The sequence below is a fragment of the Halomonas sp. BL6 genome (genome assembly GCF_006228115.1).
GTDB classification, from domain to species: Bacteria; Pseudomonadota; Gammaproteobacteria; order Pseudomonadales; family Halomonadaceae; genus Vreelandella; species Vreelandella piezotolerans.
Window position 1 is genome coordinate 286,033 of sequence record NZ_VDGL01000004.1, and the last position, 24,938, is coordinate 310,970.

Here is a 24,938-nt window from a genome sequence, read left to right on the forward strand (position 1 = left end):
GGGTGGAGTAATGTCATGAAACGCAGCAAAACCATGGAGTTCGGTGTTGGCCTATTTATGTTGGCTGGCATCGTCGGGCTGGTATTTCTCGGCTTGCGGGTCAGCGGCTTAACGCTGTCGGCTCCCTCCGATACGTTCCGCCTTGAGGCCAATTTTGCCAACATCGGCGGGTTGAAGCCGCGTGCTCGGGTCACTATGGCGGGTGTGACCGTAGGCCGAGTAGAGGCCATCGAACTCGATACCCAGTGGTACGACGCCCGTGTAACGATGACGCTGGATAGTGCGCTCGAAGGGCAGCTGTCTCAAGACACCACGGCTGCCATCTTGACGGCTGGCTTACTGGGTGAACAGTACATTGGGTTGAGTGTTGGCGGAGCGCCAGAGGTGTTGGAAGAGGGCGACGTGATTCGCGACACACAGTCCGCTCTAGTGTTGGAAGAACTTATTCAGCAATTCGTATCCAATATGGTCAGCAACGGATGATGGTCAGTCACTCATTGCCATCGGTTTTTTCCTGCAAGAGGTCATGAAGATGTTCAACCTTTATTCTGCTTTTATTCAGCGCTTCGCGTTGGCTGCTGTGCTGATGCTGGCGCCGCTAATGGCGCAAGCGCAAACGCAGTCCCCCGAAGAAGTGGTTCGTGACAATGTCGAATCCTTTATGAGCCAACTCGATGGTAAGAAAGCGTACTATGCCGATAACCTCGATGAGCTAAAAGCATTGGTCGACGAGAGCCTCGATGACGTGGCGGATTTTCGTTACATCGGCGCTAGCGTCATGGGTAGCTATTTCCGCAATGCAACGCCCGAGCAGCGGAGCCGGTTTGCCGACGTGTTCCGCCAAACGCTGATCGATACTTACACGCGTGGGTTGGTGACGTTTGATTACAACGAGCTACGTGTGCTGAACCAGCAGCGCGGCCAGCGCTACGAAGACCAGGCCAGCGTGGATATGGAAGTCGTGGCAAACAATGGTCAGGTCTACCCAGTGAGCTATAGCCTTCGTCTGTCGGATGGTGAGTGGCGTGTAGTGAACGTCATCGTCAACGGCATCAACCTGGGGCTGACTTTCCGTAATCAGTTCGATCAAGCCATGCGTGACAATAACCGCGATTACGATGCAGTCATACGTGGTTGGGCGCCTGAAATCGGTGTCGATGAGCTGGAGCAGGGAGGCGATGCGTGACATCGCTCCTCTCTCGCTCAGAGGTGACGCTGTCAGCACAGGGCGATTCGCTGATGGTCGCAGGCGACTTGACCATGAGTGTCGCCGCCGACGTGGCCGCTCGCGGCGTTCAGTGGCTGCGTCAGTCCGATCATTCTGAGGTCTGTCTGGATTTTGCGAAAATCAATAAAGCGAGCAGCGCAGCGCTGAGCGTGCTGTTTGAGTGGCTACGTGCCTGCCAGGCGCTCCAGGTCAAGGTGCGATCCATCGTGCTGTCGCCGCCGCTGCAGCGTTTGGCGTCTTTGGCAGAACTCGATACCTTGGTTTCACAAGACGTTTTTGCAGACATCGCGTGATCTCTAGAGCAGCCCCCGGGCTGCTCTCTTCATAGTGGGCACGGCTCGGCATCGCCAAGCGAGCCGCTTTTCTTTATCATGTTCGCCCATTACTCACTATTTCAACGACCCCAAAGGAGTTTCCTGTCTCATGCAACCCAACGAGGTAAAAGCACTGCTTGAATCCCGCATCGATGGGTGTGAGTTTCACATCCAGGGTGAAGGCTGCAATTTTCAGGTGATTGCGGTTGGTGAAGCCTTTGAAGGTCTTTCTCCCGTTAAGCGCCAGCAGCTCGTTTACGCCGCGCTCAGCGACGAAATCGCATCGGGTGCCCTACACGCGATCAGCATCAAAACGTTTACACCGACGCAGTGGCAAACTGCGTCGGAAAACGCTCAGTAACGGTCGCCCCATGGATAAACTCATTATTACGGGTAATGGCTCGGTCGATGGAGAAGTGTGGGCAAGCGGTGCCAAAAACGCGGCGCTGCCCATTTTATGTGCGAGCCTTTTGGCAGATGGGCCGGTAGTCATCGGTAATTTGCCGCATCTTCAAGATATTACGACCACGCTAGAGCTGCTTGGGCGGATGGGCGTTGAGCCGGTCATGGGTGAGAAGTTGAGCATTCAGCTTGATGGCTCCCAAGTGTCCCAGTGCCATGCGCCCTACGAGCTAGTGAAAAAAATGCGCGCCTCCATTTTGGTGTTAGGGCCGCTGCTGGCGCACTTCGGTAAGGCGGACGTGTCGCTGCCTGGTGGTTGCGCCATTGGTTCGCGCCCGGTGGATCTGCACCTGCGTGGCCTGGAGGCCATGGGGGCGGAGATCCATGTCGAAGCAGGCTATATCCGTGCCCGTGTTGATGGGCGTTTAAAAGGCGCTACGATCTTTTTCGACACCGTGACCGTGACCGGCACGGAAAACCTGCTGATGGCAGCGACCCTGGCAGACGGGCGGACCGTTCTCGAGAACGCCGCCCGAGAGCCCGAGGTCGTCGATCTCGCCGAGTGCCTGATCAAAATGGGCGCGCAGATTCGAGGTCACGGCACCGACACCATCGTCATCGACGGTGTTGCGTCGCTGCATGGCTGCGAGCACGATGTCATGCCCGATCGTATCGAGACTGGCACGTTTTTAGTGGCCGCCGCCATGACGGGTGGGCGAGTCAAAGTGAAGCGTACGCGAGCCGATATCCTGGAAGCCGTGCTTGCCAAATTGGAAGAGGCGGGCGCGACGATCGAGAGTGGCGACGATTGGATATCATTGGATATGCACGGTAAACGCCCGAAGGCCGTCAATATTCGTACGGCGCCGTATCCCGCATTTCCTACTGACATGCAGGCCCAGTTCGTTGCCATGAATGCCGTTGCCGAGGGGCATTCAAGGGTCGTGGAGACCATCTTCGAGAATCGCTTCATGCATGTTCAAGAGCTGAACCGCATGGGCGCCAACATCGTCCTGGAGGGTAACGCCGCGTTGATCAATGGCGTTGATAAACTCTCGGGCGCTCCCGTCATGGCGACGGATCTTCGTGCGTCAGCGTCTCTCGTCATTGCTGCCATGATGGCCGAAGGGGAAACCTTGGTCGATCGGATCTATCACATCGATCGCGGCTATGAGTGTATCGAGGAAAAATTACAGCTGCTGGGGGCGAAGATTCGCCGTATCCCCGGCTAAGCCACGCGGACAACACTGGCCTTTGACCATGAGTAAGCAACTGATTTTGGCCCTTTCGAAAGGGCGTATCTTGGAAGAAACCCTTCCGCTACTGGCAGATGCGGGCATTACACCTGCCGAGGATCTGAGTAAAAGCCGCAAGCTTTTGTTCGATACCAACTTGCCGGACGTCAAACTGGTGATTATTCGTGCCACTGACGTGCCAACCTACGTGCAGCTAGGCGCGGCGGATGTAGGTATCGCCGGTAAAGACGTGCTGCTGGAGCACGGCGCGGAAGGTCTTTACGAGCCGCTCGACCTGGATATTGCGCGGTGCAAGCTGATGACGGCAGGCGTGACGGGGCAGCCGCCCGCCAAAGCGCGACGCCGAGTAGCGACCAAATTCGTCAACGTGGCACGTCGCTACTACGCAGAGCAGGGTATCCAAGCAGAAGTCATCAAGCTTTATGGTGCCATGGAGCTCGCACCGCTGATGAATTTGGCCGATGAGATCGTCGATATCGTCGATACCGGTAACACGCTGCGCGCCAATGGTATGGAGCCGCGCGAGCTCATTGCCCACATCAGCACGCGTTTGGTGGTCAACAAAGCCGCTATGACCATGAAGCACGACCGTATCAAGCCGCTGCTAGCGCGTCTGGAAAGCGCCGTAAAATCGCGTCAGGCGCAGCCTATTGAATGACAAGAGGTTCATCATGAGCGATACAACCACAGCCACCATTGCCCGCCTATCGACCCGTGATGCGGCTTTTCATCAGCGCCTAGATGCGCTGTTGGATTGGGAGGGCGTGTCTGATAAAGCGGTGCAGGCTCGTGTTGAGGAAATCTTGGCAGACGTCAAACAGCGTGGCGATCAGGCGGTCATCGAGGCAACGAATCGTTTTGACCGTTTGTCCGTCGACGCCATGGAGCAGCTATGCCTCACGCCTGACCAGTTAAAAAAAGCGTATGACGGATTGCCTGCCGAGCAACGGGATGCGCTAGCGATTGCCGCCGAGCGCATCAAGCGCTACCACGAGCGGCAAAAACCGACCTCCTGGCAATACGAAGAGGCTGACGGGACGGTGCTCGGCCAGAAAGTCACGCCGCTCGATCGGGCCGGTATTTATGTGCCGGGTGGGAAGGCTGCCTATCCGTCCTCCGTATTGATGAATGCCATCCCTGCCCACGTGGCGGGCGTGCGTGAAATCGTCATGGTGGTACCTACGCCCGATGGCGTGTTGAATGATCTAGTATTAGCGGCAGCGCATCTGGCGGGCGTGGACTACGTGTTCACCATTGGCGGCGCTCAAGCCGTCGCCGCGCTGGCTTACGGGACACAAAGCGTTCCACGTGTCGATAAGATCGTGGGGCCGGGTAACATCTACGTCGCCACGGCTAAACGGGCCGTATTTGGGCAGGTCGGTATCGATATGATTGCGGGGCCTTCGGAAATCATGGTGGTGTCGGACGGGAAAACCGACCCGGATTGGATCGCCATGGATCTCTTTTCTCAGGCAGAGCATGATGAAGATGCGCAAGCCATTCTCGTGAGCTGGGACGCCGAGCATTTGGATGCTGTGGCGAGTTCCATCGAACGATTGCTGCCGACGCTAGAGCGGGAGCCAATTGCACGCGCGTCGCTGAATCGCCGCGGTGCATTGATTCTGTGTCGCGATCAGGCAGAAGCCGTCGAGATGATCAATCGTATTGCGCCAGAGCATCTCGAGCTGTCAGTGGCCGAGCCCGGCGCATGGCTGGATGATATTCGCCATGCAGGGGCGATCTTCATGGGGCGACACACGTCAGAAGCGTTGGGCGACTACTGTGCAGGCCCGAACCACGTTCTGCCGACGTCGGGAACTGCGCGGTTCTCCTCCCCGCTAGGCGTGTACGACTTTCAGAAGCGCTCCTCGATCATCCATTGCTCACCTGAAGGGGCATCCGAGCTGGGTAAGGTGGCCTCCGTACTGGCGCGTGGCGAATACCTTACGGCTCATGCCCGTTCAGCGGAGTATCGCATTCGCAATCGATGAGCAGTTCGGTCGGGCAGGGCGGCGCTAGGAGCCGCTCTGCCGGTCGGCCGATGTGGCATTGGTCGGCACGGGACGCTCGCCTACCTCAACGGTCATTTCCATGCGTTCGCCGCCGCGTACGATCGTCAGCGGCAGCGACGTCCCTGGTGGGATCGACGCGATATCGCTCATGGTCGCCCTAGCATCCAGAATGACCTGTCCATCGATGGAGAGCAGTACGTCGCCTGGCTGTAAGCCTGCCTGGGCGGCAGGTCCGCCACTCACCACGCCTGCGACGATGACGCCCTGGGGCGTACGCAACCCAAACGACGCGGCCAGCTCGCGCGAAAGCGCTTGGGCCTCGATGCCCAGCCATCCCCGAATGACTCTTCCGCGCGTCACCAACTCATCCAATATGCTGTGTGCGAGGTTGGCGGGAATCGCAAAACCAATTCCCTGAGAGCCCCCGGAGCGAGAGAAAATGGCGGTATTGATACCCACCAGAGCGCCCTCTGGATTGACCAGTGCCCCGCCCGAATTACCGGGGTTAATGGCTGCATCGGTCTGAATGAAGTCTTCGTAAGCGTTCAGGCCCAAATGGCTTCGTCCAGTGGCGCTGATGATGCCCATGGTGACGGTCTGCCCCACGCCAAAGGGGTTGCCAATGGCCAGCGCCACATCGCCGACGGCGACCTCCTCCGAGTCAGCAAGCTCGATGACCGGCAAGTCTTCTAGACCGATCCGCAGCACGGCCAAATCGCTCTCTGGATCGGTGCCGATGACCTCTGCCAGGGTTTCGCGACCGTCGCGAAGCGCGACCTGGATTTGGTCGGCGCCGTTGATGACGTGATGGTTGGTCAGTACATAGCCATCATTGCTAACGATGACGCCCGATCCGAGGCTCGACAGCATACGCTGGTGGGTGGTGGCGTCGTCGCCGCTAAAAAACTGGTTGAAGAACGGATCAGACATCAGCGGATGTTGATCGCGCTCGACGATGCGTGAGGAGTAGATGTTCACCACGGCGGGAGCGGCTTGGTTGACGGCATTGGAGTAACTGGCTGGGCCTTGATGTCGGGTCAGCGGAGCCGCTTGCCTGATATCCGGTGCCGGGCGATTCGCGCTTGATTCACTGCTAGTGGTGGGCACCAATGCGGGCGGAGTCTCGGCGTTAGCAGGCGGAGCCTCCGATACGGGGGGCGTGTGGCGGAACGGGTTGGGTAGCTGCTCAGGAAAGGCGAGCAGGATAACGGCCGCTAACAGAAGCCCCGTAAGTACGGGCCAGAGATAAGGCAGCACTGAACGGTGCATGCGAAAGTTCCTCAGCGTGTGGCAGTCTAAACGGTCGCGAGGTTCGCGATAACGTAAAGCGAGTTTTACAATGGCGCTATGGTAACACCGAATGACGCTGCGCCTCACGGGGCTGTCTTAATTGTGAAAAGGAGGGAACGTGAATCATCGTGATCAACTGGTCGCTGCCTGTGACCACCAGTTGCGCTCTGCTCAATTCAAAGATTTCACGGTCAATGGCCTGCAAATCGAGGGACGAGAGCAAGTGCGTCGCGTCATGTCGGGGGTAACGGCCTGCCAAGCGCTGCTCGACGAGGCCGTCGCATGGCAGGCCGATATGGTGCTCGTTCATCATGGCTATTTCTGGAAGAACGAGCCTGTTGCTATCACCGGTATGAAGCAGCGTCGGATCAAAACGTTGCTGGCCAACGATATCAACTTGCTGGCTTACCATTTGCCGCTTGATGCTCATGCAGAGATGGGCAATAACGCGCAGTTGGCCAAGCGAATGGGCTGGAAAGTCGAGGGATGCCTAGACGGTGAGTTGGGAGAGGGGCTGCTCTGGTCGGGCCGGTTGGTGGTTCCACAATCGATTGGCGAGTTGGCCCGCCAAGTAGCGGGTGTTCTCGCCCGCGAGCCGCTGCTGGTCGAGGCGCCGTATCAGAAGCCAATCGAGCGAGTCGCATGGTGTACCGGTGGAGCGCAAGACATGATTACGGAAGCCTATGAGGCCGGTGCGCAGGTGTTCGTTTCAGGAGAGATCTCTGAACGGACGACCCATTTGGCGCGTGAAATGGGAATTCATTACTTGGCAGCAGGCCATCACGCGACCGAGCGCTACGGTGTGCAAGCGCTCGGCGAGTGGCTGGCCAGTGAGTTCGATGTTGAGCATCGCTTCGTCGACATTGATAACCCCGCCTAGCGAAAGGCTTCAGCTGTCGCACAGGCGCAGACCAGGGTGATACTGACACGTTGTCCTGGTCGCGTCTGAGTCATGCAAAAGTGCGCTCATGAATAGGTTAGTAGCGTGGCGGCTGAGGAGAGTCGACGTCGGTTGCTTTGCTCTCTTTCAAGCCGAAATCTTCCGATAGCGTACCGTTTTTGCCAGCGGCGTAATCTCTTGGCATGGCAACGCTTGAGTCGCTGTCTGGCATCGCAATGGGCTCAGAAGGCGTTTTGACACTGGGTAATTTCCACTGTTTGGCCTCGTCTTCGATGTGCTGTTCGAGGTGATCAGCCTCATGGCGAATGTTCTCAAGGCGCTGCTGTATGCCCGTGAGGTGGCTGCTCATGTTTTTCTTCAAGTCGGCGATCTGGTGTTCACGTTCAAGCAGTGTCTGCTTGAGTGAAGCGACGTCTCGCGCACCTTTGCTAAAGAGCCGATAGCATACCAAGCCGATGACGAACCCTACGGCCAAGCCGATAAGTGCAAAAGTAAATGGCGAGCTTGCTTCCACAGTCCTTCTCCCTAAGTAATGCGCGCCGCTGTGTACAGGGCGTAACTTTAAAAACCGCCCCATTATAGGCGCGTCTCAGTCGGTTGGGTCAATCCGCTCATGCGCTTAGCCTTCAAGCGACGTATAATCACTCCCATTTTTGTCGAGTCCGTTTTGTTAGGCGCCCCTAGCGGTGCCTGCAAAAAGGTAAGGGCCATGCGTTGCGGGAGCACCTTCATGCCATCAGTATCTGAGCGTCAGGCCTCCGGCCACACTCGTCGCCCCACGCCGCTTGAGCGCTATCAAGCCGACCTCAAGCGCAGCGATTTTCAGTATGACCCGGCCCAAGAGCAGGCGGTCAAGCATCTACAGCGCCTCTATGATGAGCTGTTGGCGACGCCAACGACGGTGCCCAAGGCTGTGGTGGCCAGCAAAGGAATCAAAGCCAAAATGGCAGGTTTGCTGGGTAAGAAGCATGCGCCTGCCAAACCGCCGTTGCCCCAAGTAAAAGGGCTCTACTTCTGGGGAGGCGTGGGGCGTGGTAAGACCTACTTGGTCGATACCTTTTATGAAGCGCTGCCGTTTCCTGAAAAGATGCGCACGCACTTTCATCGCTTCATGCAGCGAGTTCACAATGAGCTGACCCATTATAAAGGCGAGAAAAACCCACTCACGCTTATTGCGGGTAAGTTTGCCGCCGAAGCGCGTGTCATTTGTTTTGATGAGTTCTTCGTCAAGGACATCACCGACGCCATGATTCTCGCCAACTTGCTTGAAGCGCTTTTCGAGCGTGGCGTGGTGTTGGTGGCGACCTCGAATATCGTTCCCGACGAGCTGTATAAAGATGGATTGCAGCGTGCGAGATTCGTGCCTGCCATTGAATTGCTGAATCGTCATTGTGAGGTGGTCAATGTCGACTCGGGTATCGATTATCGTCTGCGGGCGCTGGAGCGTGCTGAAATTTTTCATGCGCCTCTCGACGCTGCTGCCGAAAGAGAGCTGGCGCGCAGCTTTCGAGAGATTGCTGGTCAGTCAGGTGAGGAGAACGCGCCATTGGAGGTCAATCACCGGGTGCTTAAAACGCGTCGCTTGCATGAGGATGTCGTGTGGTTTGAGTTTGCTGAGCTGTGTGACGGGCCGCGTAGCCAAAATGACTATATCGAACTAGCCCGCGAGTTCCATACCGTTTTGGTGGCCAACGTGCCGCGTATGGACGGCAAGACAGACGATCAAGCACGACGCTTCATCAATATGGTGGACGAGTTTTATGATCGTGGCGTAAAGCTGTTGATGTCGGCAGAGGTGCCGGTGGAATCCCTCTATAGTGACGGGAAGCTGACCTTCGAATTCCAGCGCACGCTATCTCGGCTGCAGGAAATGCAGTCGCGCGAATACTTGGCGCTGGCGCACAAGCCCTAGCGTGGGGGATGTAAAAAAAGTCATGGGACACTTAACTTGAGCAGATGGTTACTGTAGAATGCCGCCTCGCTGCACGTTGCTGGCATTAGTCGGCAACCAAAAAAAATAGGGATGGTGCTTCACCGCTTGGCGGTGTGAGTTACCCAACACACTTAATCTGGTGATTTCATCCATGAAGACGTTCAGTGCTAAGCCGCAGTCCGTCCAGCGCGACTGGTACATTGTCGACGCTACGGACAAAACGCTCGGTCGTCTGGCAACCGAGATTGCTCGCCGCCTGCGTGGCAAGCATAAGCCCGAGTTTACCCCGCACGTTGATACCGGCGATTACATCGTTGTCGTTAACGCAGAGAAAGTCCAAGTGACGGGTAACAAGGCAAAAGCCAAGACTTACTACCGCCACACAGGTTACCCGGGCGGTCTGCGCTCCATGACATTCGACAAAATGATCGATCACGCTCCCGAGCGTATCATCGAGTCTGCCGTCAAAGGCATGCTGCCGAAAGGTCCGCTGGGTCGCGCCATGTACTCCAAGTTGAAAGTGTACGCCGGTGCCGAGCATCCGCACGCTGCCCAGCAGCCGCTTGAACTGAACATCTGAGGAAATCTTCGCCATGACACAGCAGTATTACGGTACCGGGCGCCGCAAGACTTCCACCGCTCGCGTGTTTCTGAAGCCGGGTTCCGGCAAAATTACCGTCAACAACCGCGAACTCGACCAGTACTTTGGTCGTGTGACGGGTCGTATGGTTGTGCGTCAGCCGCTCGAGCTGACCGAGACGCTGAACCAGTTCGATGTGTACGTCACCGTTGAAGGCGGTGGCGGCTCTTCACAAGCCGGCGCTATTCGTCACGGCATTACACGTGCCCTGATGGATTACAACGAGGACTTGCGTCCTACGCTTCGCGCAGCGGGTTATGTCACCCGTGATGCTCGTCAGGTCGAGCGTAAGAAAGTCGGTCTGCGTAAAGCACGTCGTCGTCCGCAGTTCTCCAAGCGTTAATTCTACGCTATGCGGCAAAAACGCCCAGGTCAAAGACCTGGGCGTTTTTTATTGGAATATCAAAAAATTATAACGCTCCTACCACCATGGTCCGGGGCGGTTGTTCTTGTGCAGAGCGTTTTGTTTTTTTAACATAGACTGTATTTGATATTCGTCGTCGCAAGACGCCTTTGCGACGGAACGGGTAAGCTGATGGGAGAAACCAGAAATGGCAGATAACGGCGTAAACAAAGGTCGGCGCCGTTTCCTCGTGGGCGCCACCTCCGTTGTGGGGGCGGTGGGCGCTGTCGGGGTTGCGGTCCCCTTTGTGGCATCTTGGCAGCCTAGTGCCAAGGCAAGAGCGGCAGGCGCGCCGGTTCAAGCGGATATTTCCAAGCTTGAGCCAGGTCAGCGTATGACCGTCGAGTGGCGTGGTCGCCCGATTTGGATCATTAATCGTACGCCTGAGATGATCGAACGGACCGAAGCGCTAGGGGCTGACAGCTTGGCGGATCCAGAGTCCGAAGTGCCACAGCAGCCTGCCTATATCCAGGGTGGTCTGCGCTCGATCAAGCCTGAGATTGGTGTCTTGATCGGCATCTGTACCCATTTGGGCTGTTCTCCCTTGTATCGGCCCGAGCCGGATGCGGAAGGGGTGGGCGTCGATAACTGGCCGGGTGGTTTCTTCTGCCCATGCCACGGCTCTCGTTTTGACTTGGCCGGTCGCGTCTTTAGCAACGTTCCTGCGCCGACGAACCTTGAAGTGCCGCCCTACCGCTTTGAAAGCGATGACATCATCGTGGTCGGCGAAGATGAGGAGAGTGCCTAATGGCTAATCCAAATAAGGCGAAGGCCGAGAGTGGCATCATGCGCTGGGTGGACGACCGATTCCCCGCCACGCAAATGATGCAAGACCATCTGACGAAGTACTACGCGCCGAAGAACTTCAACTTCTTCTATATATTTGGCGTTTTGGCGCTGCTGGTGCTGGTCAACCAAATCCTGACTGGCGTTTGGTTGACCATGAGTTTCAATCCCTCTGCCGAAGGCGCGTTTGCCTCCGTCGAGTACATCATGCGTGATGTCGAATGGGGCTGGTTGATTCGCTACATGCATACGACGGGGGCATCCGCCTTCTTCGTGGTCATCTATCTGCATATGTTCCGCGGCTTGCTTTATGGTTCCTACAAAGCGCCACGTGAGCTGGTGTGGATTTTTGGTATGGCCATCTATCTTCTGCTGATGGCCGAAGCCTTTATGGGCTATCTGCTCCCATGGGGTCAAATGTCTTACTGGGGGGCGCAGGTCATTATCTCGCTGTTCTCGGCCATCCCGGGTATTGGCCCTGATCTAGCGCAGTGGGTGCGCGGTGACTTCCTGATTTCAGGCATCACGTTGAACCGTTTCTTTGCGCTTCACGTCGTTGCGTTGCCCATCGTGATTTTGGCATTGGTCGTGCTTCACATCATTGCTCTGCATGAAGTGGGTTCTAACAACCCTGATGGTATCGACATCAAGCAGAAGAAAGACGAGACCGGCAAGCCGCTCGACGGCATCGCTTTCCACCCGTACTACACCGTGAAGGACTTGGTGGGTATTGCGGTGTTCTTGTTTGTCTTCAGTGTCGTGGTGTTCTACTTCCCGGAAGGGGGGGGCTACTTCATCGAGCGGCCTAACTTCGAGCCGGCTAACCCGCTGAAAACGCCTGACCACATTGCACCGGTCTGGTACTTCACGCCGTTCTACGCCATTCTGCGTGCGATTACCTTCTCGCTGTTTGGTCTTGACGCTAAGTTCTTGGGTGTCGTCTGCATGGGTGCGGCCATCGCGGTGTTGTTCGTGCTGCCGTGGCTCGACCGTAGCCCGGTGCGCTCGATGCGCTACAAAGGCTGGATGTCCAAAGTCATGCTACTGCTGTTCTGCATTAGCTTTGTGATTTTGGGCGTTCTAGGTGTGTTGCCGTCAACGACAGGTCGCACCATCTTGGCGCAAGTGTGTACAGCCATTTACTTCGCCTTCTTCCTGCTGATGCCGTTCTACACCAAGCTGGAGAAGACCAAACCCGTTCCGGAAAGGGTGACTGGCTAATGAAAAAGCAACTATTAGCACTGCTCTTCGCAATCGTGCCAGTCACCGCGATGGCGGCTGGTGGCGCAAGCGTGCCCCACAGCATGGAGCCTGACCTGCACGACCAGGCGTCGTTGCAAAACGGTATGAAGCTCTACGTCAACTACTGCATGGGCTGTCACTCACTAGAGCATCAACGCTTTGCACGTGCTGCGGATGATTTGGGTATTCCGCAAGATCTAGTGGAAGAGAACCTGATCTTCTCCTCGGACCTGGCATTCAATGACCAAATGCACATTGCCATGGACCGTGGGGATGCAGAGTCTTGGTTTGGCGCTCCGCCGCCTGACTTGACGCTGGAGGCGCGTTTACGTGGCACCGACTGGATCTACTCCTATCTGTTAGGGTTTTACAAAGACCCTAGCCGCCCAACCGGTGTCAACAATACGGTCTTTGATTTGGTGGCGATGCCTAACGTGTTGGAGCCTCTCCAAGGCGTTCAGGAATTGGTGTGTGCCGAAACCGATCAGCCGGTGGCGGGGCAGTCTCCCGACCCGCTATCAGGTAAGTATCAGTCTTGTGATGTGCTGCAAGTGACTCAACCAGGGGCGATGGAGCCAGCTGAGTTCGAGGAAGCGGTATATGACTTGACCAACTTCCTGGCCTACGTGGGTGAGCCCTCCAAGCTGCAGGCGCAAGCCCTGGCACCTAAAGTGCTCATCTTCATCTTTATTTTTGGTGTGATTGCTTACCTGCTCAAGCGTGAGTACTGGCGAGACGTCCACTGATCGATAAAGTCTGATAGGTCGTTCGGGCGCACGGCGAGAGCCGTGCGCCTTTTGCTTGTCTGTAGTATCGCTTTGTATCGCTGGCTACCTTCCCATAAGAGGGTGCTGGCATGTTATTATCGAAAATTGTTTTGATGCGAGGATGCTTTCATGGGTGTTGTGGCCAAGCGGTCGTCAATGATCTTTTACTCAGGTAGTGATGATCATTTCAGTCATCGAGTGCGCATTGTTTTGGCTGAAAAAGGAGTGGCGGTCGACATCGTTGATGTCACCGAAGAGCAGCCGCCTGAAGAGTTAGCAGACCTCAACCCGTACAACAGCGTCCCGACGCTGCTGGACCGTGATCTGGTGCTTTACGAGTCCAAGGTCATGATGGAGTACTTGGATGAGCGCTTTCCTCATCCGCCGCTGCTGCCGGTCTATCCGGTAGCGCGTGCACAAAGCCGACTATGGATGCATCGCATCGAGCGGGAGTGGTGTCCGATGCTCGAGCAGATTCGCACTGGCGGTAAAAAAGAGGCCGAGAAAGCGCGTAAAGAGCTGCGCGAGAGTCTGATCGGTATTTCACCGATCTTCGAAGACATGCCTTACTTCATGAGCGAAGAATTCACGCTGGTGGATTGCTGTTTGGCGCCGATTTTATGGCGTTTACCGGAGCTGAACATCGAACTGCCCGAAAAACAGGTCAAACCGCTGCTGGGTTACATGTCTCGGGTATTCGAGCGTGAAGCGTTTAAAGCATCTCTGAACGAGCGTGAAAAAGAGATGCGCGCTTGAATTCATTCGGCCTCTTCCTGTTAGAGGCCATTCACGTTAGGAGGAGGGAGCCTTATGAAGTCGAGTCGTCCCTATCTCGCCCGAGCTCTTTACGAGTGGCTGTTGGATAATGAGCTGACACCGTACCTCGTGGTGGACGCTACTCAGCCTGGTGTCGAGGTGCCGAGGCAGTTCGTACAAAACGGACAAATCGTACTCAACGTGGCGCCGATGGCTGTTCGCGACCTGTTCATGGAAAATCAGGCGATTGGTTTCAATGCGCGTTTCGGCGGTCAGCCCATGCAGGTGATGATCCCAACGCCTGCGCTGATTGCTATTTATGCCCGTGAGAATGGTGCGGGTATGGTGTTTGGTCATGAGCCTGAGCTAGATGCAGAAGGCTTCGATGAGCATGATGATTCGTCTGACGAGTCGGAAAGCGCGGGTTCGGAGGCTTCGAAACCTGAGCTGACCCTAACGGAGTCCACGCCGGACACGCCGTCCAGCGACTCTTCCGAGGCTGACACTAGCGCTGCAAAGCCCAAGAAGAAGCCCACGTTGCGTGTCGTTAAGTAACTTCTTGGGGCGTCATACATAAAAACCTCGCCAGGCATCTGGCGAGGTTTTTCCGTTTATGGGGACTAGTCGAGGTAATCGAACACCTTCACGATGCGCTGAACGCCCCCTACCGATGAGGCAGCATTGACGATGCGGTCAGCCTCTTCACGCGTCACCATGCCCATCAAATAGACGCTGGCATTTTCCGTGGTGACCTTCAGCTTTGAAGAGTCAATGCGGTCATTGGTGGCGAGCTGGCTGATGACATTGGTGGTGAGCCAAGTGTCCGTCAGTCGCTGAGTCGCGGGTAGATTGGCCGCCACGGTCAGTTCGTTGTGGACTTTTTGCACGCCACGCAGGTTGGAGGCCACGCTACCGGCCATGTTTTTTAGTTCTTCGCTGGGTACTTGTCCGACGAGTAGTAGGGCACCATTGTAGCTGTGAGCGCGGATGCGGGCATCGCCAAGGCGGGCATCTGCGCGGGCTAGGGCGCGCTCTACTTCTCGCTCGATGGTGGCATCGACGGCTTCTACGTCATTGCTGCGTTGGCCGTAGTTGGACGGGTTGGAGGCGCTATTGTTGGCGCAACCACTGAGTGCGATCGCACCACAAAGCGTTGCAGCCAGTAAGGTTTTGGAGGAGAAGCGCAGGGCCATGAGAATGACTCCTTGATCAGTAGGGATTCGCAAAACGCGCGTGATTAGTCAGCGCCGCCAAACAGTTGTTCGTCAATTAAATCACAAAGACAGTGAATGACGAGCAAATGCACCTCTTGAATGCGCGCGGTGGAGGTGGCGGGTACGCGAATTTCGCAGTCATCTTGGCCTAGCAGCGAGGCCATGTTGCCACCGTCACGTCCGGTGAGCGCCACCACGGTCATGTCACGGTCGTGAGCAGCCTGGATGGCTTGAACGACGTTAGCCGAGTTGCCGCTGGTGGAGATTGCCAGCAAGACGTCGCCAGGCTGGCCCAGTGCGCGGATCTGTTTGGAAAAGACTTCGTTGTAGCTGTAGTCGTTGGCAATGGAGGTGAGTGTCGATGTATCGGTCGTTAGAGCCAAGGCAGGTAGGCTGGGGCGCTCGCGCTCGAAACGATTCAGTAACTCAGACGAAAAGTGCTGGCTATCGCCAGCGCTACCACCGTTGCCACAAGCGAGAATTTTCCCTTCGTTGACCAAGCACTGCACCATCATTTGACTGGCGACCTCGATGAACGGAGGCAAGACTTCGCTGGCGTAGGTTTTGGTATCGATGCTGGCATTGAAATGGCTGAGTATACGAGATTGAAAGTCCATCAGGGCTTCCTAGTTAAGAGTATTAATACGCGTCGAAAGCCGCTTGCTCCCATTGGAACTCGAGAGCGGGCGGTCTGCCTGTGATGGCTAGGATATCAAAGCGACAGGGGCATGCGAGATCATGTCGTGCAAGATAGAGCGTTGCCGCACGAATCAACCGGCGGCGCTTTTGCGCGTTGACCATTTCGAGTGGATGCCCATGACGTGTCGTGGCGCGATGTTTTACTTCGACAAAGACCAGCGTGTCGCGGTCGTACATCACCAAGTCCAATTCGCCGCCCTTTACATGGTGATTGCTGGTCACGAGCTTGAGGCCACGCTGCTGCAGCCATTGAGCCGCTATTTGCTCAATGGCTGCGCCGCGTGAACGAGCGGTCTGTGGGCTACTGCTCATTATCCCGTAAACCGGGGATCAAAATGGGGGAAGGCGTACCGTTCTGGAACTTGGCCCAGGGGAGTTCGCGGTGAATGCGCCCATCATTGGAGAGCGATAGCGTGCCGGTGCTGCCGTTCAAACCGTTCAGGTCAGACAGATCCGACATGCGTTTAGCCAGTTCGTAGGCGTCCACGCCCATGGCCATCAAGCGGAACATGGAGGCGTCCGCCTCATCGCGTAGCGCTTGGTAAGTGGGGTAGAACGGCAGTACTTCTTCACCGCCTACCGCGGCATCTGGAATTTGCCACGGGATATCCATGAACATGACGTCATTGAGATCTTGGTCCAGGCGCGTTTGTAAGCGGCCTTCATGGAGATGTGACGTAGCGTAGATGGGCAGGTCCGGCGCGTAGTAGTAATCCAGCGTGGGCGGCACTTGGCGTGCATAGTCCGGGAGCGCCAGTAGGAAAAGGGCATCAATGTTGCCAAGGCGAGCGCGTTCTCCGCTGACATTGAGTGCCGTTTGCACCGCATTCGATACCGGGCTGCTGGGGTTATAGCGCACGGCATTCGTGACTTCGCCACCTAAGCGCTGATACTCGTTCCAGAAGGCTTCACCGACTCGGCGGCCCCAGTCGTTATCGGGCACCATGAGCGACATTTGGCGTTGTCCATCCTGGTAGGCGCGGCGTGCCGCTTGGCGCGCCTCGTCTTCCGCCGACAAGCCATATTGCAGCAGACGCTGGGCTTGGTTGTTTGCGCTGCTACCGTAGTTAAGTGCCAACGTAGGTAGTGGCACGCTGTCACGCTGTTCGAGCTGAGTGACTTGGTCTTTATCGAGCGGCCCGATCATGAGTTGCGCGTTGATCTGTTGCGCCCGGCTATAGAGCTCGTCGAGGGAGAATTGCGCAGCGTCGATGAAGCTTAGCTGAACGCCGTCAGCGCTAATCTCGTGATGGCGGCGCATGGCGCTGGCTATAGTGTTGGCAACGCTGCTCAGTGGGCCGGACTCTGGCAGTGCAACAATGATACGTCGAACCTCGGTGCCGTCCAGTTCAGGAAGCGCGACTTGAACAGAGCCCGGCTGCTGGTCTAGAGCCTGTTGTGCCCACTGACGACGCTCGGCCAGCGTCTGCTGCTGGTTCGCCTGCATGGGCAGCTCGTCATCCAATACCTGTGTGGCGCGAAGGACGGCACGCGGATCGTTCAGGCCGCGGGCAAGTTCCGAGAACAGCATGGCCCAGCGAACACGGTCGGTATCGTTGAGCTGCGCCTCGTCGATGCTATTGGCGGCATCGAAGGCGTTTTCACGCTGGCCTTGGCGGGCCAGAATGTTGGCCGCTTCCAAGCGGGTGCGGGCAGCTTGCTCCGGCGCTTGCTGCTCGGCCTGACTGAGCAAGCGTCCTGCATCCTGATCAGGCACTCGATCAACCACGCTGGGGGGCTGCATGGCGCACCCGGTGATGAGAAGTGCCATGAAGGCAGTGGCCAATAGGCCACGAAGTGACTGTTTCATGTATCCTTCCTTAGTTTCCATTTGCGCTGTCGCGGTCTATCAGCTGGTTAGCGTGGCTTTTTCACAAGCATAGCGCACCGTCAGGGCAAGCCATCAACAAATCGGGAGTCATGATGACACACCAACATCCGGGCACATTGTACGTGGTTGCCACGCCAATTGGGAATTTGGACGATTTGACCCCGCGCGCCGCTCGCGTCTTGGCCGACGTATCACGTATTGCGGCTGAGGATACTCGGCATAGTGCGCGCCTGCTCGGCCATCTTGGTGTGAATACGCCGATGATGTCGTTGCACGAACATAACGAAGCCCAGCGAGTAGATACCCTGGATGGCTATTTGTTGGCGGGCGAAAACATTGCGTTGATTAGTGATGCGGGCACGCCGCTGATTTGCGACCCAGGATTCGTGTTGGTGCGTGAGCTACGCGCTAGAGGCCGAAGCGTCGTGCCATTGCCCGGTCCCTGTGCGCTGATTACGGCGCTATCCGCTGCGGGCCTGCCTACTGATCGTTTTACGTTTGGCGGTTTTTTACCTGCCAAGCCAAGCGCTCGCCGCCAAACGCTCGAGCAGTGGCAGTGTCGTGAGGAAACGCTTGTGTTCTATGAATCGCCCCACCGCATTGTTCACACGCTGGAAGCGTTGTGCGACCAGATGCCCGATCGATCCGTGGTGTTGGCCCGTGAGCTGACCAAAACGTACGAGACGTTTCTGCAGGGCTCTCCGGCATCGCTGCGCGATCGGCTCGCGGATGATCCTAACCAGAGTCGTGGCGAATTCGTGATCATGATTTCGGGTGCACCCAAGATGGAGCCAAGCGATGAGCAGACGATGTCGGCCGACGAACTGCTCGCTGCTTTGCTGGCCGAAGGTATTGGCGTCAAGCAGGGGGCGTCGGTTGCGGCACGAATGCTAGGCGGGCGCAAGCAGGAGTGGTATGCCCGGTTGCAGGCAATGAAAGGTCAGCATTGAGGCGAACGCGGGGCACTGGTATGCTTGCCGCCGGAGTTGGCCAGACAGTCGCCGCTGGTGTGCCCGTTAGGGCCGCCGGGGGAGGAAAGTCCGGGCTCCATAGGGCAGAGTGCCAGGTAACGCCTGGGCGGCGTAAGCCGACGGAAAGTGCAGCAGAGAGCAGACCGCCTAAGTCTCTGACATCAACCTCAGGGGCCGGTAAGGGTGAAAGGGTGCGGTAAGAGCGCACCGCGCGCCTGGCAACAGTGCGTGGCATGGTAAACCCCACTCGGAGCAAGACCAAATAGGGACCCAACGGCGTGGCCCGCGCTGGGTCCGGGTAGGTTGCTTGAGCGCTGCGGTGACGCAGCGCCTAGAGGAATGACTGTCCACGACAGAACCCGGCTTATCGGCCGACTCCCCATTTCCATGAAAGGCGTGCCCAGCGCGCCTTCCCAAATTTTGTGTGAGAGTACCATGCCTTCTGCTGACGCTGATCAGGTCACCCGTTTTCGTCATACCAGCGTTTTATTGGAAGGAGCGGTAGATGCCCTGGTGCATGATCCAGAAGGCGTTTACCTAGATGGCACCTTTGGTCGTGGTGGTCACTCCCGGTTGATTCTTTCCCGTTTGAGTCATCAAGGTCGCTTGCTGGCCATGGATCGCGACCCACAGGCCATCGCAGCGGCCGCTGACATAGATGATTCTCGGTTTCTTATCACTCAGCGCGAGTTCGCCCAGCTGGCGGAGTTTGCCAAAGAGCAAGGGCTCTATGGCAAGCTTTCCGGCATTCTGCTGGATGTGGGCGTCTCATCCCCCCAGCTCGATGACCCCGAACGCGGGTTTAGCTTCATGCGTAACGGTCCGCTGGATATGCGCATGGACCCTACCCAAGGGGAGAGCGCCGCCGAGTTTTTGGCCCGCGCCAATGAAGCCGATATTGCCCATGTCTTCAAAGCCTACGGGGAAGAGCGCTACGCCAAACGTCTAGCGAATGCCGTGATAAAGCGTCGCGTAGAGAAGCCCTTTACGCATACGGTGGACTTGGCTGAGGTGCTGAAAGCCGCGCACCCTGCGTGGGAAAAAGGACGCCATCCGGCCACCAAGGCATTCCAAGGGCTGCGCATTTATCTCAATGGGGAACTCGACCAGCTCGATGCCGCCTTAGAAGCAGCGCTCGAAGCGCTTGCCCCAGGTGGTCATTTGGTGGTGATCAGCTTCCATTCGTTGGAAGACCGTCGTGTGAAGCGTTTTATTCGACATCACGTGCGTGGAGATACCCATCTACCCCGAGGGGTTCCCATCCGTGACGATCAGTTGAACCGCCGTCTGGAAGCGCTGGGTAAAGGCAGTCGTCCAAGTGACGAGGAAGTCGATGCCAACCCCCGCGCGCGAAGTGCCGTCATGCGGGCGGCGCGTAAGCGAGGCTAATCATGAGTATGGAGCGGTTAGGGCTCTGGGCTTCCACGCTAAGGGCAGAGTGGCCATTCAAACTACGTCTTCGTTGGTGGCCCATGACGATGATCGGGCTGTTTATGGCCTGTTTGCTGACCGGTTTGGCCGTGGTCACGACGACTCACATGACGCGCACGCAGTTTGCTGAGTTGCAGCGGTTGGAGCAGGAAAAGAATCAGTTGCAAACCGAGTGGGGGCAGTTATTGCTGGAGGAGGGGGCCTGGTCAACGCCGGCCCGCATTGAACAAATTGCCACGGAACGGCTAGAGATGCGCATTCCTGACGTAAACGATGTCGAGGTGATTCGGCCATGAGGCGTGAAGGTCGGGGAGGGACGTCCCGCCAATATCCCATCGCGCCGCCGCTTGCCGGTGGGCGCTTTTTCTTCATCTTATTGGCCATTGGCTTGGCATCGGCGATTCTGATTGGACGGATTACGCTGCTTCAGGTCATCGACCGCCCCTTCTTGCAGAGCCAGGGTGATGCCCGCACGCTGCGCCACGAAACCATTCCCGCCCACCGCGGGATGATCACTGATCGTAACGGGGAGCCGCTGGCGATTTCGACGCCGGTCGTGACGCTTTGGGCGAACCCTCAAGAGTTGCCTACAGACGCCATCCAGCGTGTCATGCTGGCGCAGGCGCTGGGGATGTCACTGGATGACTTCGAGTCCCGAGTGGCGCGCTACAGTAGCCGCGAATTCATGTATTTGCGCCGACAGATGACCCCAGACGCTGCGCAGCGCATCCTCGATCTGCGCACGCCGGGTGTCTATCCCCAGCGTGAATACAAGCGCTACTACCCGGCTGGAGAGGTGGCGGCCCAAATACTCGGCGTCACCAACGTAGACGACGTCGGTCAGGAGGGCTTAGAGCTCGCTTATCAGCCCTACCTAGCGGGTCACCCGGGGCAGCGTCGCGTCATCAAAGACCGGCGCGGCCGCTTGGTGCGAGAGTTGGGCGTGATTCGTGAAGCGCAGCCGGGTGGAGAATTGACCCTGGCGATCGATCAACGTATTCAGTACATGGCCTATCGGGAGTTGCGTGCCGCCGTTGCCGAGCACCAGGCAGACGGCGGCGTGCTTGTGATGATGGATGCCCGTACCGGTGAAGTACTGGCGATGGCCAATTTTCCCTCTTATAACCCCAACAATCGCGCCGGATTAGACCCTCGCGGCTTACGCAATCAAGCGCTGGTCGATGTGTTTGAACCGGGATCGGTGATGAAGCCGCTTGCTATGGCCGCTGTGCTGGAAAGCGGCATCGTTGGGCGCGATGCGGTCGTAGATACTTCGCCGGGGTGGATGCGGCTCGACCAGTTCACGATTCGCGATTTCCGTAACTATGGCGAATTGGATCTGGCGGGTATTCTCGAAAAGTCCTCGAATATTGGTATGTCACGTTTGGCGCTTCAGCTCAGCGATACGGCCATCTGGGAAAAATACAACCAACTGGGCCTAGGTCAAAGCCCAGGTACAGGGTTTCCTGGAGAGTCTACGGGAACGTTACCGGCGCGGATTCAGTGGTCACGCAGCGAGCGAGCCGCGCTCTCTTATGGGTATGGGCTCTCGGTGACGGCGGTCCAATTGGCCAGTGCCTACACGGCGTTAGCCAATGACGGTCAGCGTCTACCTCCTTCGTTGTTGAGGTTGTCAGAGCCCCCGCCAGGTATTCCTGCCATTGAGCCTAGCGTTGCCAACGACCTACTCGATATCTTGGAGACGTCGGTGGGCGCTTACACCGGCGGTCGACGAGCTCGGGTAGAGGGGTATCGCGTGGGCGGTAAAACCGGCACCGTGCGTAAAACAGGACAGCAAGGGTATGCCACCGATGCGTATCGCAGCGTGTTTGCTGGCATTGCTCCGATTTCGGACCCGCGTATCGTGACGGTGGTCATGATCGATCACCCTAAAGCGGGCGAGTTCTATGGTGGCGCCGTAGCCGCTCCGGTGTTTTCGAGTGTCACCGGCAACGCTCTGCGGCTGTTGGATGTGCCGCCGGATTACGAGGTCGATTAGTGTTTAAGGAGATGGCATGACTCTATGCCCAGACCAGTTACGGAAAGCGTTACGCTTAGTATGGCCGAGCGCCGAACTGCCAGCGCTGCCTGACCTACCTCAGCAGCTTCATCTGATCACCGATTCTCGCAAGCTCCAGGCAGGCGATGTGTTCGTTGCCGTGCCCGGCAGCCAGAGTGATGGCCGAGCGTATATCGAGCAAGCGTTGGCAAGTGGAGCCGCCCTCGTGCTGGCGCATACCAAAGAGAGTGACGTGAGCCTGGACGAACGCGTGCTGTTTTTGCCGCATTTGTCGCTGCGTCTGGGTGAGCTGGGTCGGGCGTTGTTTGACGTGCCGAGCAGGCTTGAGATCATTGCAGTCACGGGAACCAACGGCAAGAGCTCGGTGACCCACTACATTGCCGAGCTCAGCGAACGCTTGGGGACACCTGCCGGTGTGATTGGGACCTTGGGCGTAGGACGACCGGGTCAGCTGTTAGAAAGCGGGTTGACGACGCCTGGTCCCCTTGCCCTGCAATCGACGCTGGGTGAGTTGGCGCGCCAGGGCGTCAAGCGGGTTGCGCTGGAGGCCTCTTCCCACGCGCTGGATCAGCAGCGCTTGGACGCGGTGGATGTGAACGTCGGGGTATTTACCAATCTGACCCGGGATCATTTGGATTATCACGGCAGTATGGCCGCTTACGCAGCGGCAAAGGCAAAACTCTTCCGTCGAGCCGAGTTGACATTGGCCGTTGTGAACGGTGACGACCCCTTGGCTCGCTTGATGCTGGCCGGGTGTGACCAGCGCGTGCGCGTGTTGGCGACTGGCAGCGATGACGCCGTCACGCTACGGGTGCTAGATTGGCAGCCGCATGCCCTTGGACAGCAGGCGCTGATTGCGACCCCGGAAGGTGAGAAAGCGCTGCAGCTAGGTCTCATGGGGCGGTTCAATCTGGACAACGTGTTGCTGGCCATCGCCGTGCTGTATGGATTGGGCGAGTCATTGGAGTCGCTGTTCGCGGCAGCGGCTAGCCTTTCCCCAGTGCCAGGTCGTATGGCGTGCTTCGGTGGTGATCGTGCACCCAGCGTGGTAGTAGATTACGCCCACACGCCAGATGCGCTACAGAGTGCGCTAGGCGCGCTGCGCGCCCATCTGGGTAGCCGGGGCAAGTTGTGGTGTGTGTTTGGCTGTGGGGGAGAGCGCGATACGGGAAAGCGCGCCGAAATGGCCAGCGTCGCTGAGCAGCTAGCCGACCACATCGTGGTGACCGATGATAACCCTCGCGGGGAGTCGGCGGCGCGTATTCGTGAGCAAATTCTCACTGGCTTTACCGAACGTGCGACGGTCGACGAGGTCGGTGATCGTGGCCAAGCTATTCTCCACGCGGTACATCAGGCCTCGCCGGAAGATGTGGTTCTCGTGGCAGGTAAAGGTCACGAAGCCTATCAAGAGATCGATGGCGTGCGTCATGCGTTTCAAGATGACGAGCAGGTTCGAGATGCATTAGCGACTCGAGGTGTCGTCTGATGTGGACGTTAACAGAAGTGGCCGCTGCACTGGGTGTCGGCGTGTCGCCCATCAATGGCGCTCAATGGGTGTCGTCTGTCGTGACCGACACGCGGAAAATCATTCCTGGATGCCTGTTTGTCGCATTAAAAGGACCGCGTTTCGATGGCCACGCGTTCGTCGAGCAAGCAAGGGAGCAGGGGGCTGTCGCCGCGTTGGTGGAGCGTCAGGTAGAAAGCGCTCTGCCGCAGTTGGTGTGTTCGGATACGCGGCTTGGGCTGGGGCTGTTGGCCAAGGCTTGGCGTCGTCGGTTCGACCTCCCGCTCATCGCCGTCACCGGTAATAGCGGCAAGACCACGGTAAAAGAGATCACCGCTGCCTTGCTGTCACCGCTCGGTGACGTACTAGCGACCTCGGGCAATTTGAATAACGATATCGGTGCGCCGCTGACGCTGTTGCGTTTATCTCACGAGCATCAAGCGGGCGTGATCGAGCTGGGGGCTAATCATCTGGGCGAGATCGCTTGGACGAGCCAGCTCACCGCACCGCAAGTAGCGATCATTACCAACGTGACCGGGGCGCATGTTGGCGAATTTGGCGGCATGGGGCAGATTGCTCAGGCAAAAAGTGAGATCTTATCTGGGCTTGGGTCCGATGGCACGGCCGTCATCAACCGAGACGATCGCTACCACGATTTTTGGTCAGCTTGTGCCGCCCCTAGGCGTTGTGTCAGCTACGGCTTACATGAGGATGCCGACGTTCACGCCCAGGCACTTTCCTGCGACCCTCAGGGGCGGTATGCTTTCACGCTTGTTGCGCACGGCCAGCGCCTCGGTGACGTCAATCTGCCACTGATTGGGAAGCATAACGTCAGCAACGCACTCGCTGCATCGGCAGCGGCGCTGGCGCTCGGCGTGTCATCGCAAGACGTGGTGGCCGGGTTGGGCGGATTGACGTCACTGTCAGGTCGCCTAAGCCTAGTGGCTGGTCTACGTCATTCTACGCTGCTCGATGACACCTACAATGCCAACCCCGGCGCAGTGAAAGCCGCGCTAGACGCGCTAGCCAGCTTTCCAGCGCCACGCTGGTGCGCGTTGGGGGCGATGGGGGAGTTAGGCGGCGAGTCGCAAGCCCTTCACGCCGAGGTGGGTCGCTACGCTGCGTCGCTGGGCATCGATATGCTGGTGACCTACGGCGAAGCAGCCCGTGCGGCCTCGGATGCCTTTGGTCGTGGGCAGCATTTTGACGATCACGAGACGCTTGTGCGTCATATTATTCATTCTCTTCCACCCCACGCCACATTGCTGGTGAAAGGGTCGCGTAGTGCTGGCATGGAAACGGTCATTACGGCATTGCGCGCGGATGAAACAAGGTAAG

At 57.5% G+C, this 24,938-nt stretch carries 28 protein-coding genes and 1 other RNA gene; 23 read left to right on the forward strand and 6 right to left on the reverse strand.

What is annotated here, in order from left to right; translation table 11 throughout:
* Positions 1–15 precede the first annotated feature (15 nt).
* The 7 genes from mlaD to hisD all read left to right on the forward strand — a co-directional run bounded on the left by mlaD (position 16) and on the right by hisD (position 5,191).
* The gene (gene mlaD, locus FHJ80_RS10820; protein WP_139527167.1) at positions 16–483 is read left to right on the forward strand and encodes an outer membrane lipid asymmetry maintenance protein MlaD; all 468 of its coding nucleotides are present in this window, start codon (positions 16–18) and stop codon (positions 481–483) included.
* Positions 484–526: 43 nt separating this feature from the next.
* Complete coding sequence (locus tag FHJ80_RS10825; RefSeq protein WP_139527168.1) at positions 527–1,186, forward strand: phospholipid-binding protein MlaC; 660 nt, start codon at positions 527–529, stop codon at positions 1,184–1,186.
* Positions 1,183–1,521 carry a lipid asymmetry maintenance protein MlaB gene (locus FHJ80_RS10830; protein WP_139527169.1) on the forward strand — a complete coding sequence of 113 codons (339 nt, stop codon included), beginning with the start codon at positions 1,183–1,185 and terminating at the stop codon, positions 1,519–1,521. The genes FHJ80_RS10825 and FHJ80_RS10830 overlap by 4 nt, the downstream gene beginning before the upstream one ends.
* A gap of 130 nt (positions 1,522–1,651) precedes the next feature.
* The gene (locus FHJ80_RS10835) at positions 1,652–1,903 is read left to right on the forward strand and encodes a BolA family protein (protein ID WP_139527170.1); all 252 of its coding nucleotides are present in this window, start codon (positions 1,652–1,654) and stop codon (positions 1,901–1,903) included.
* 10 nt (positions 1,904–1,913) lie between these two features.
* Positions 1,914–3,176: a UDP-N-acetylglucosamine 1-carboxyvinyltransferase gene (gene murA / locus FHJ80_RS10840; protein WP_139527171.1), complete on the forward strand. Its 1,263-nt coding sequence runs from the start codon at positions 1,914–1,916 to the stop codon at positions 3,174–3,176.
* 28 nt (positions 3,177–3,204) lie between these two features.
* A complete protein-coding gene (gene hisG, locus FHJ80_RS10845; RefSeq protein ID WP_139527172.1) occupies positions 3,205–3,858 on the forward strand; it encodes an ATP phosphoribosyltransferase in 654 nt (217 codons plus the stop codon).
* Positions 3,859–3,871: 13 nt separating this feature from the next.
* Positions 3,872–5,191, forward strand: coding sequence for a histidinol dehydrogenase (hisD, locus tag FHJ80_RS10850; protein ID WP_139527173.1), 1,320 nt, complete (start codon positions 3,872–3,874; stop codon positions 5,189–5,191).
* Positions 5,192–5,215: 24 nt separating this feature from the next.
* Here hisD and FHJ80_RS10855 read toward each other — a convergent pair whose 3' ends face one another.
* Positions 5,216–6,481, reverse strand: a complete 1,266-nt coding sequence (locus tag FHJ80_RS10855; RefSeq protein WP_139527174.1) for a Do family serine endopeptidase — start codon at positions 6,479–6,481, stop codon at positions 5,216–5,218.
* Positions 6,482–6,620: 139 nt separating this feature from the next.
* Between FHJ80_RS10855 and FHJ80_RS10860 the strand changes: the two genes are divergently transcribed.
* Positions 6,621–7,382: a Nif3-like dinuclear metal center hexameric protein gene (locus FHJ80_RS10860; protein WP_139527175.1), complete on the forward strand. Its 762-nt coding sequence runs from the start codon at positions 6,621–6,623 to the stop codon at positions 7,380–7,382.
* 97 nt (positions 7,383–7,479) lie between these two features.
* On the opposite strand, the gene FHJ80_RS10865 is transcribed toward FHJ80_RS10860, so the two are convergent.
* A complete protein-coding gene (locus FHJ80_RS10865) occupies positions 7,480–7,917 on the reverse strand; it encodes a ZapG family protein (RefSeq protein ID WP_139527176.1) in 438 nt (145 codons plus the stop codon).
* Positions 7,918–8,133: 216 nt separating this feature from the next.
* On the opposite strand from FHJ80_RS10865, the gene zapE reads away from it, so the two are divergent.
* From zapE to FHJ80_RS10905, 8 genes are all read left to right on the forward strand, one after another.
* Positions 8,134–9,315, forward strand: a complete 1,182-nt coding sequence (zapE, locus tag FHJ80_RS10870) for a cell division protein ZapE (RefSeq protein WP_139527177.1) — start codon at positions 8,134–8,136, stop codon at positions 9,313–9,315.
* A gap of 172 nt (positions 9,316–9,487) precedes the next feature.
* Entirely contained in the window at positions 9,488–9,916 is a 429-nt protein-coding gene (gene rplM, locus FHJ80_RS10875) for a 50S ribosomal protein L13 (protein WP_139527178.1), read from the forward strand.
* A gap of 13 nt (positions 9,917–9,929) precedes the next feature.
* Positions 9,930–10,319, forward strand: coding sequence for a 30S ribosomal protein S9 (rpsI, locus tag FHJ80_RS10880; protein ID WP_139527179.1), 390 nt, complete (start codon positions 9,930–9,932; stop codon positions 10,317–10,319).
* Between the two features lie 208 nt (positions 10,320–10,527).
* Positions 10,528–11,127, forward strand: coding sequence for a ubiquinol-cytochrome c reductase iron-sulfur subunit (gene petA / locus FHJ80_RS10885; protein WP_044629967.1), 600 nt, complete (start codon positions 10,528–10,530; stop codon positions 11,125–11,127).
* Complete coding sequence (locus FHJ80_RS10890; protein WP_139527180.1) at positions 11,127–12,386, forward strand: cytochrome bc complex cytochrome b subunit; 1,260 nt, start codon at positions 11,127–11,129, stop codon at positions 12,384–12,386. Before petA ends, FHJ80_RS10890 begins: the two co-directional genes overlap by 1 nt.
* A complete protein-coding gene (locus FHJ80_RS10895; protein WP_139527181.1) occupies positions 12,386–13,153 on the forward strand; it encodes a cytochrome c1 in 768 nt (255 codons plus the stop codon). Before FHJ80_RS10890 ends, FHJ80_RS10895 begins: the two co-directional genes overlap by 1 nt.
* A gap of 150 nt (positions 13,154–13,303) precedes the next feature.
* On the forward strand, positions 13,304–13,930 hold the full coding sequence (sspA, locus tag FHJ80_RS10900; RefSeq protein WP_139527182.1) for a stringent starvation protein SspA: 627 nt from the start codon (positions 13,304–13,306) through the stop codon (positions 13,928–13,930).
* Between the two features lie 54 nt (positions 13,931–13,984).
* Positions 13,985–14,485 carry a ClpXP protease specificity-enhancing factor gene (locus tag FHJ80_RS10905; RefSeq protein WP_139527183.1) on the forward strand — a complete coding sequence of 167 codons (501 nt, stop codon included), beginning with the start codon at positions 13,985–13,987 and terminating at the stop codon, positions 14,483–14,485.
* A 65-nt stretch (positions 14,486–14,550) separates the two neighbouring features.
* On the opposite strand, the gene FHJ80_RS10910 is transcribed toward FHJ80_RS10905, so the two are convergent.
* The 4 genes from FHJ80_RS10910 to FHJ80_RS10925 are packed head-to-tail and all read right to left on the reverse strand — an operon-like array spanning position 14,551 to position 17,653.
* Complete coding sequence (locus FHJ80_RS10910) at positions 14,551–15,123, reverse strand: BON domain-containing protein (RefSeq protein WP_139527184.1); 573 nt, start codon at positions 15,121–15,123, stop codon at positions 14,551–14,553.
* A 44-nt stretch (positions 15,124–15,167) separates the two neighbouring features.
* A complete protein-coding gene (locus FHJ80_RS10915; protein ID WP_139527185.1) occupies positions 15,168–15,761 on the reverse strand; it encodes a phosphoheptose isomerase in 594 nt (197 codons plus the stop codon).
* Between the two features lie 22 nt (positions 15,762–15,783).
* Positions 15,784–16,155 (reverse strand): YraN family protein, encoded by a 372-nt coding sequence (locus FHJ80_RS10920; protein WP_139527186.1) that lies wholly within the window; start codon positions 16,153–16,155, stop codon positions 15,784–15,786.
* Positions 16,145–17,653 (reverse strand): penicillin-binding protein activator, encoded by a 1,509-nt coding sequence (locus FHJ80_RS10925; protein WP_139527187.1) that lies wholly within the window; start codon positions 17,651–17,653, stop codon positions 16,145–16,147. The genes FHJ80_RS10920 and FHJ80_RS10925 overlap by 11 nt, the downstream gene beginning before the upstream one ends.
* A 113-nt stretch (positions 17,654–17,766) precedes the next feature.
* Between FHJ80_RS10925 and rsmI the strand changes: the two genes are divergently transcribed.
* The 7 genes from rsmI (at position 17,767) to murF (ending at position 24,937) form a co-directional block, all read left to right on the forward strand.
* A complete protein-coding gene (rsmI, locus tag FHJ80_RS10930) occupies positions 17,767–18,624 on the forward strand; it encodes a 16S rRNA (cytidine(1402)-2'-O)-methyltransferase (protein ID WP_139527188.1) in 858 nt (285 codons plus the stop codon).
* A 32-nt stretch (positions 18,625–18,656) separates the two neighbouring features.
* An RNA gene (gene rnpB / locus FHJ80_RS10935) (RNase P RNA component class A) lies at positions 18,657–19,028 on the forward strand.
* A gap of 52 nt (positions 19,029–19,080) precedes the next feature.
* Positions 19,081–20,034, forward strand: coding sequence for a 16S rRNA (cytosine(1402)-N(4))-methyltransferase RsmH (gene rsmH, locus FHJ80_RS10940; protein ID WP_168444454.1), 954 nt, complete (start codon positions 19,081–19,083; stop codon positions 20,032–20,034).
* A gap of 2 nt (positions 20,035–20,036) precedes the next feature.
* Entirely contained in the window at positions 20,037–20,372 is a 336-nt protein-coding gene (gene ftsL, locus FHJ80_RS10945; RefSeq protein WP_139527190.1) for a cell division protein FtsL, read from the forward strand.
* A complete protein-coding gene (locus FHJ80_RS10950; protein WP_139527191.1) occupies positions 20,369–22,075 on the forward strand; it encodes a penicillin-binding protein 2 in 1,707 nt (568 codons plus the stop codon). The genes ftsL and FHJ80_RS10950 overlap by 4 nt, the downstream gene beginning before the upstream one ends.
* A gap of 16 nt (positions 22,076–22,091) precedes the next feature.
* Positions 22,092–23,582, forward strand: coding sequence for a UDP-N-acetylmuramoyl-L-alanyl-D-glutamate--2,6-diaminopimelate ligase (locus FHJ80_RS10955; protein WP_139527192.1), 1,491 nt, complete (start codon positions 22,092–22,094; stop codon positions 23,580–23,582).
* The gene (murF, locus tag FHJ80_RS10960) at positions 23,579–24,937 is read left to right on the forward strand and encodes a UDP-N-acetylmuramoyl-tripeptide--D-alanyl-D-alanine ligase (protein ID WP_139527193.1); all 1,359 of its coding nucleotides are present in this window, start codon (positions 23,579–23,581) and stop codon (positions 24,935–24,937) included. The genes FHJ80_RS10955 and murF overlap by 4 nt, the downstream gene beginning before the upstream one ends.
* Position 24,938 lies beyond the last annotated feature (1 nt).